Origin of the sequence: Streptomyces niphimycinicus (assembly GCF_018883605.1) — a bacterium.
Classification (GTDB): domain Bacteria; phylum Actinomycetota; class Actinomycetes; order Streptomycetales; family Streptomycetaceae; genus Streptomyces; species Streptomyces niphimycinicus.
Map to the genome: position 1 here is coordinate 1 of NZ_JAHLEM010000686.1, position 4,538 is coordinate 4,538.

7 protein-coding genes and 1 pseudogene are annotated in these 4,538 nt (G+C 72.0%); 5 read left to right on the forward strand and 3 right to left on the reverse strand.

Features of this window, described 5'->3' with window-relative positions; translation table 11 throughout:
* Positions 1 to 569 (reverse strand): TIGR03086 family metal-binding protein (locus KN815_RS40155; RefSeq protein WP_216346734.1); only part of this gene is annotated, 569 nt, incomplete at its 3' end.
* Positions 570 to 575: 6 nt separating this feature from the next.
* Positions 576 to 983, reverse strand: a complete 408-nt coding sequence (locus tag KN815_RS40160; protein WP_216346735.1) for a phage holin family protein — start codon at positions 981 to 983, stop codon at positions 576 to 578.
* A gap of 282 nt (positions 984 to 1,265) precedes the next feature.
* Between KN815_RS40160 and KN815_RS40165 the strand changes: the two genes are divergently transcribed.
* The 5 genes from KN815_RS40165 to KN815_RS40185 all read left to right on the forward strand — a co-directional run bounded on the left by KN815_RS40165 (position 1,266) and on the right by KN815_RS40185 (position 3,941).
* Positions 1,266 to 1,514 carry a hypothetical protein gene (locus KN815_RS40165; protein ID WP_216346739.1) on the forward strand — a complete coding sequence of 83 codons (249 nt, stop codon included), beginning with the start codon at positions 1,266 to 1,268 and terminating at the stop codon, positions 1,512 to 1,514.
* 77 nt (positions 1,515 to 1,591) lie between these two features.
* Positions 1,592 to 1,975, forward strand: coding sequence for a DUF2795 domain-containing protein (locus tag KN815_RS40170; protein WP_216346736.1), 384 nt, complete (start codon positions 1,592 to 1,594; stop codon positions 1,973 to 1,975).
* 183 nt (positions 1,976 to 2,158) lie between these two features.
* Positions 2,159 to 2,542, forward strand: coding sequence for a CBS domain-containing protein (locus KN815_RS40175; RefSeq protein WP_216346737.1), 384 nt, complete (start codon positions 2,159 to 2,161; stop codon positions 2,540 to 2,542).
* A gap of 206 nt (positions 2,543 to 2,748) precedes the next feature.
* On the forward strand, positions 2,749 to 3,564 hold the full coding sequence (locus KN815_RS40180) for a class I SAM-dependent methyltransferase (protein ID WP_216346738.1): 816 nt from the start codon (positions 2,749 to 2,751) through the stop codon (positions 3,562 to 3,564).
* A 23-nt stretch (positions 3,565 to 3,587) separates the two neighbouring features.
* Entirely contained in the window at positions 3,588 to 3,941 is a 354-nt protein-coding gene (locus KN815_RS40185; protein ID WP_014055744.1) for a VOC family protein, read from the forward strand.
* A 219-nt stretch (positions 3,942 to 4,160) separates the two neighbouring features.
* Here KN815_RS40185 and KN815_RS40190 read toward each other — a convergent pair.
* Positions 4,161 to 4,538, reverse strand: a pseudogene (locus tag KN815_RS40190) (DUF5107 domain-containing protein); the annotation flags it as partial.

Below are 4,538 nucleotides of genomic sequence, written 5' to 3' on the forward strand. Positions count from 1 at the left end.
CCCCCGGGCGGGGGTCGAGGGGCGGAGCCCCTCGTTTCGGGAGTTTCGGGAAGGGGCGCCGGCGCCGCGAACAACCCGCTCTCCTCCAAATCCGCCGCATACGGCGCGACCTCCCGCACCGAAAAGTCCACCAGCGGCTTCGGGATGCGCTCCTCCGCCCCAATGGCCCGCGACAGATCCCACGCGTGCACGGCCGCGTCAGCCGTCATCTGGGCGCAGTAATGCGTGGCGGGGCTCTCCCCGTACGAGAGCTCGACCGTCCGGTCCAGGGCCCCCGGCTCGCGGAAGGCGTCCCGCGCCGCGGCGACCACCACGTCCCACGTGGCAACCGGGTCGTCACCGAGCAGATCGCCCTCCAGCGCATTGCCCTGGTCGGCGACGCTCGCCCCTTCCCGGACCAGCGGCGGCACCCACATCTGCTCGACCGCGAGATGGTTCACCAGATCGCGTACGGTCCACTCGGTGCAGGGCGTGGGGTCGTCCCACTGATTGGGCCGGATCGCATGCACCCGTTCGGTGAAGAGGTCCAGCGCCTCACCATGCCTGGCCAGCAGCGGATTCTCCGCCATGGGCGATCACCCCGTCCGAGGAGGCTGAGGGGGCTGAGAGGGCTGAGGGGGCTGAGGATGCGCCCCGGACCCCGGCGCCGAAGGCGCGGTCGGACCAGAAGCCACTCCCGGCCCCGCCGCCCGCGCCGCAGAGTTCTTCAGCCACCCCGCCGCCACCAGCAACAACGCGAAAACGATCAGCGCCGCCACCCACGCCGGAAGCGCGAGAGCCAACAGCAGCACCAGGCATGCCGTCAACGCACCCCCCGCGTAGAGCGCGGCCGCCGCCGCGCCGCCGTAGAGGCGGACCGCGCGCCGTCCGGACTGCTCCCGCAGCTCCCTGCGGACTTCGTCGCGGACGGCCCGTGCGACCGGCTCCGCCAGGTCCCCGGCCGAGGGTATGCCCGCCTTCGGGTAGCCCGATTTATCAGTCATGTGCGGCCGGGTACCCGTGCCCATCCTCGTTAACAGTCCCGGCCGACACGGGCGGGGCACCGGACGGAACACGGATACGCGGGCACATCCGCAGGGCAGGACAGGGCACGGCGTCGGACGCGGCCCCTGATGTCCCACGTCCGACGCCGCTCCTCACTCCCTACGGGCCGCTCGGCCACACGACGGGTCCCCGCCCCCGGGGCCCTCAAACGCGCCCGACAACCTCGTGTCGATGCCATCGGGACGGGTACGCGTGGGGGACGCGAAATCTGGAGGGAGTACATGCGACTCGAATATCCGGATCCGGTGGAGGCGGCCGAAGGAGTTCCGGCACTGGTCGACGGGGCGCGCGGACACCGCATAGGCTCGTTGCTGATACGCCCCGACGGCCCCGATCTCCACCGCGAGGCAGGGGTGGGCACCGAACTGACGGTGTCGACGGCCGACGGGAAGACGTACGGCGACGACGCGATCCCGGTGGGCGGCCTCAACGCACTGCCGCGCCGGCCGTACGAGAGCGGCGCGGACTGACCATCCCGGAAGACGACCATCCCGGGAAACGACCCGCCCGGGAGACACATACGGACCCGCTGAGGAAGGGGACCGACATGCAGCGAGGCAGCGACCGGCTGAGCGTCCACAAGGACGACGAGATGAAGCACGAGCTCCAGGGGTTGATCCGCTCCGGGCACCCGACCCGCGCCGAGGAGTGGCACGACCCGGAGCCGGCCGCCGACGACGACCCGGACGTGACCCTGAGGCCGATCCCGGCCCGTGGGACGACCGGTGAGGCCGAGGCGGTGCGGTTCGAGTTCGCGCGCCGGCTGGGACGTACGTCGTTCCCCGCCGATCGTGAGGAGCTGCTGGACGTCCTGGAGGAACGGCACACACCGGACGGTCTGATCGCTCTGGCCGAGGAACTGCCCGCGGACCGGACGTTCCACACGGTGCAGGAGGTGGTCTCGGCGCTGGGGCTGCGCCCGGCCTCGTAGGCCATGGCCCATAAGACACGGCCCGTACGTAAGACACGGCCCGTACGTAAGACATGGCCCCGGCGTGGCCGCGCCATGGAGCGACGGCGAGACATCGAGGGGACGGCGCACACCGGCACGCATAGCCCCCGCCCCGCGCGGGTACTGCGGGCAGCACATCACCCACGAAGGGGAGGTGGACAGATGTCCCAGGACCCACCTCGCTATGTGCGGGAAGTCATGACGCGGCCCGTGGTCTGGGTGCACCCCGATGCCTCGCTGGTGGAAGCGGCACAGCTCATGCGCGCACAGGGCATCGGCGATGTGCTGGTCGCCGGCGACGGGGAGCTGCTCGGTGTGCTCACCGACCGCGACATCACCCTCCGCGCCGTCGCCGAGGGCATCGACCCGCTCGCCGTCACCTGCCATGCCGTATGCACTCCGGACCCGGTGACCATCGGGCCGGACGAGGAGGTGGCCGAGGCGGCCGCGCTGATGCGGAGACATGCGGTGGGGCGGCTTCCGGTCGTCGAGGCGGGGCGTCCGCTGGGCGTGATCAGTCTGGGCGATGTGACGGAGCCGCCCTGAATTCCCGCAGCACGTTCCGCCGAAGGGGCGGCGGGGGTCCGCCGAAGGGGCGGCGGGGCCCTCCCCCGCCGCCCCTTCGCCATGAGGCCGACGCCGCTTCGCATGGCACCCACGCCGCCCGCATAGCGAGACGGATCTTCTCGTGATGCGAGATGCCTTCTACCGTGGAGCCACCCGCTCACCGGTCCCGAAGGGGGAGTTCCGCCATGCCGAAAGACACCGCCGTCTACACCCACGGCCACCATGAGTCGGTGCTGCGCTCGCACACCTGGCGCACCGCGGCCAACTCCGCCGCGTATCTCACCGGCCATCTGCGGCCCCATATGCGGATCCTGGACATCGGCTGCGGCCCCGGCACCATCACCGCCGACCTGGCCGAACTGGTCCCCCAGGGGCAGGTCACGGGCGTCGACGCCGCGGACTCCGTCCTGGAGCGGGCCCGTTCGGTGGCCGAGGAGCGCGGGCTGACGAACATGTCCTTCGCGGTCGCCGACGTCCACGCGCTGGACCACCCCGACGACTCCTTCTGCGTGGTCCACGCCCATCAGGTGCTGCAACACGTCGGCGACCCGGTGGGGGCGCTGCGCGAGATGCGGCGGGTGTGCGCACCGGGCGGCATCGTGGCGGTGCGCGACTCCGACTACGCCGCCATGACCTGGTATCCGTCCGTCCCCGGCCTGGACGGCTGGCTGGATCTCTACCGCCGGGTCGCACGGGCCAACGGCGGTGAGCCGGACGCCGGTCGCAGGCTGCGCTCCTGGGCCCTGGAGGCGGGGTTCACCGACCTCGACATCACCTCGACCGCCTCGGCGTGGTGCTACGCCACCGAGGAGGAGCGGGCGTGGTGGAGCGCGCTGTGGGCGGACCGCACGGTCGCCTCCGCCTACGCCCGGCGCGCGGTGGACGGCGGCCATGCCACCGAGGAGGAGCTGCGGTCGATCGCGGAGGCGTGGCGGGCGTGGGGCGAGGCCCCGGACGGTTGGTTCGCCGTCCTGCACGGTGAGATCCTCTGCCGCGTCTGAGCAGTTCAACTAGGCTCGCCCGCATGGATATTCTGGGGACTTCACTCCGCGTGTGCGTCGACGATCTGGATTCGGCGATCGCCGTCTACGAACGGCTTACGGGGGCCGAGGCGGTGCGCTTCCAGCGCGGCCCCGTCTCGGTCGCGGCGGTCGGCTGCTTCTTTCTGATGAGCGGTCCGGAGTCGGAGCTGTCGATCCTTCGCAAGATCACGGCGACGATCGCGGTGAAGGACGTGGACGAGGCGATCGCGGATCTCACGGCGGTCGGCGGGCAGATCGTGGCCGGTCCGCTGCCCGCCCCGGTGGGCCGGACCCTGGTGGCGCGCCACCCCGACGGCTCGATCTTCGAGTACGTCGACCGGAATCCGATGGCGTGACCCGCCCGTGAACCCACCGTCCGGCAGACCCGTCGGGAGGGCGGTCCCGGATCCTCGGTGAGCTCCGCGTCGTCGAACTCCTCGTAGAGATCGTCCACATCACGGAACTCATCACGCCTGATCCGGACCGCCTCCTCCCCGCGCCCCGGCCGGGCCCGCTCTCGGGCGAGGCCGCCTGCGGGCGCAGGCCGGGCCGTCCCGATGCGGGCCGCGGGCCCGCTATGCGGGGCGCATACGGAACTCGTAGCGGCCCGGCAGCGGATGCTCGGTCCTGGCCTGTGCCCGCGCCTCCTCGGTCAGGGGCTCGTCGGTCCCCGACACCAGCCGTTCCACGATGGCGTACCAGGTGTCGCTCAACGCCTCGTCGCCCTCGCGCAGATCGCAGACCTCGAAGCCCTCGTCGAAGACGGCGCGGGCGGCCAAGGCGTCGCCCTGGGCCAGCAGCACCTGTGCGCGCAGCAGCCGGAAGCGGCCGCGGGCCCGGATGGTGGGGCGCAGGGCGTCCAGGACCGCTCGTGCGTCATCGGCGCGGTCGGCCGCCAGCAGCGCGACGATCGCCTCCCGGCCGAGCGCGGCCTCCGCCGCCTCCAGGGCGAC

Bases quoted from the DNA above. Each gene is read 5' to 3' on its own strand.
- KN815_RS40160 (WP_216346735.1), bottom strand. From the start codon at position 983: ATGACTGATAAATCGGGCTACCCGAAGGCGGGCATACCCTCGGCCGGG.
- KN815_RS40165 (WP_216346739.1), top strand. From the start codon at position 1,266: ATGCGACTCGAATATCCGGATCCGGTGGAGGCGGCCGAAGGAGTTCCG.
- KN815_RS40170 (WP_216346736.1), top strand. From the start codon at position 1,592: ATGCAGCGAGGCAGCGACCGGCTGAGCGTCCACAAGGACGACGAGATG.
- KN815_RS40175 (WP_216346737.1), top strand. From the start codon at position 2,159: ATGTCCCAGGACCCACCTCGCTATGTGCGGGAAGTCATGACGCGGCCC.
- KN815_RS40180 (WP_216346738.1), top strand. From the start codon at position 2,749: ATGCCGAAAGACACCGCCGTCTACACCCACGGCCACCATGAGTCGGTG.
- KN815_RS40185 (WP_014055744.1), top strand. From the start codon at position 3,588: ATGGATATTCTGGGGACTTCACTCCGCGTGTGCGTCGACGATCTGGAT.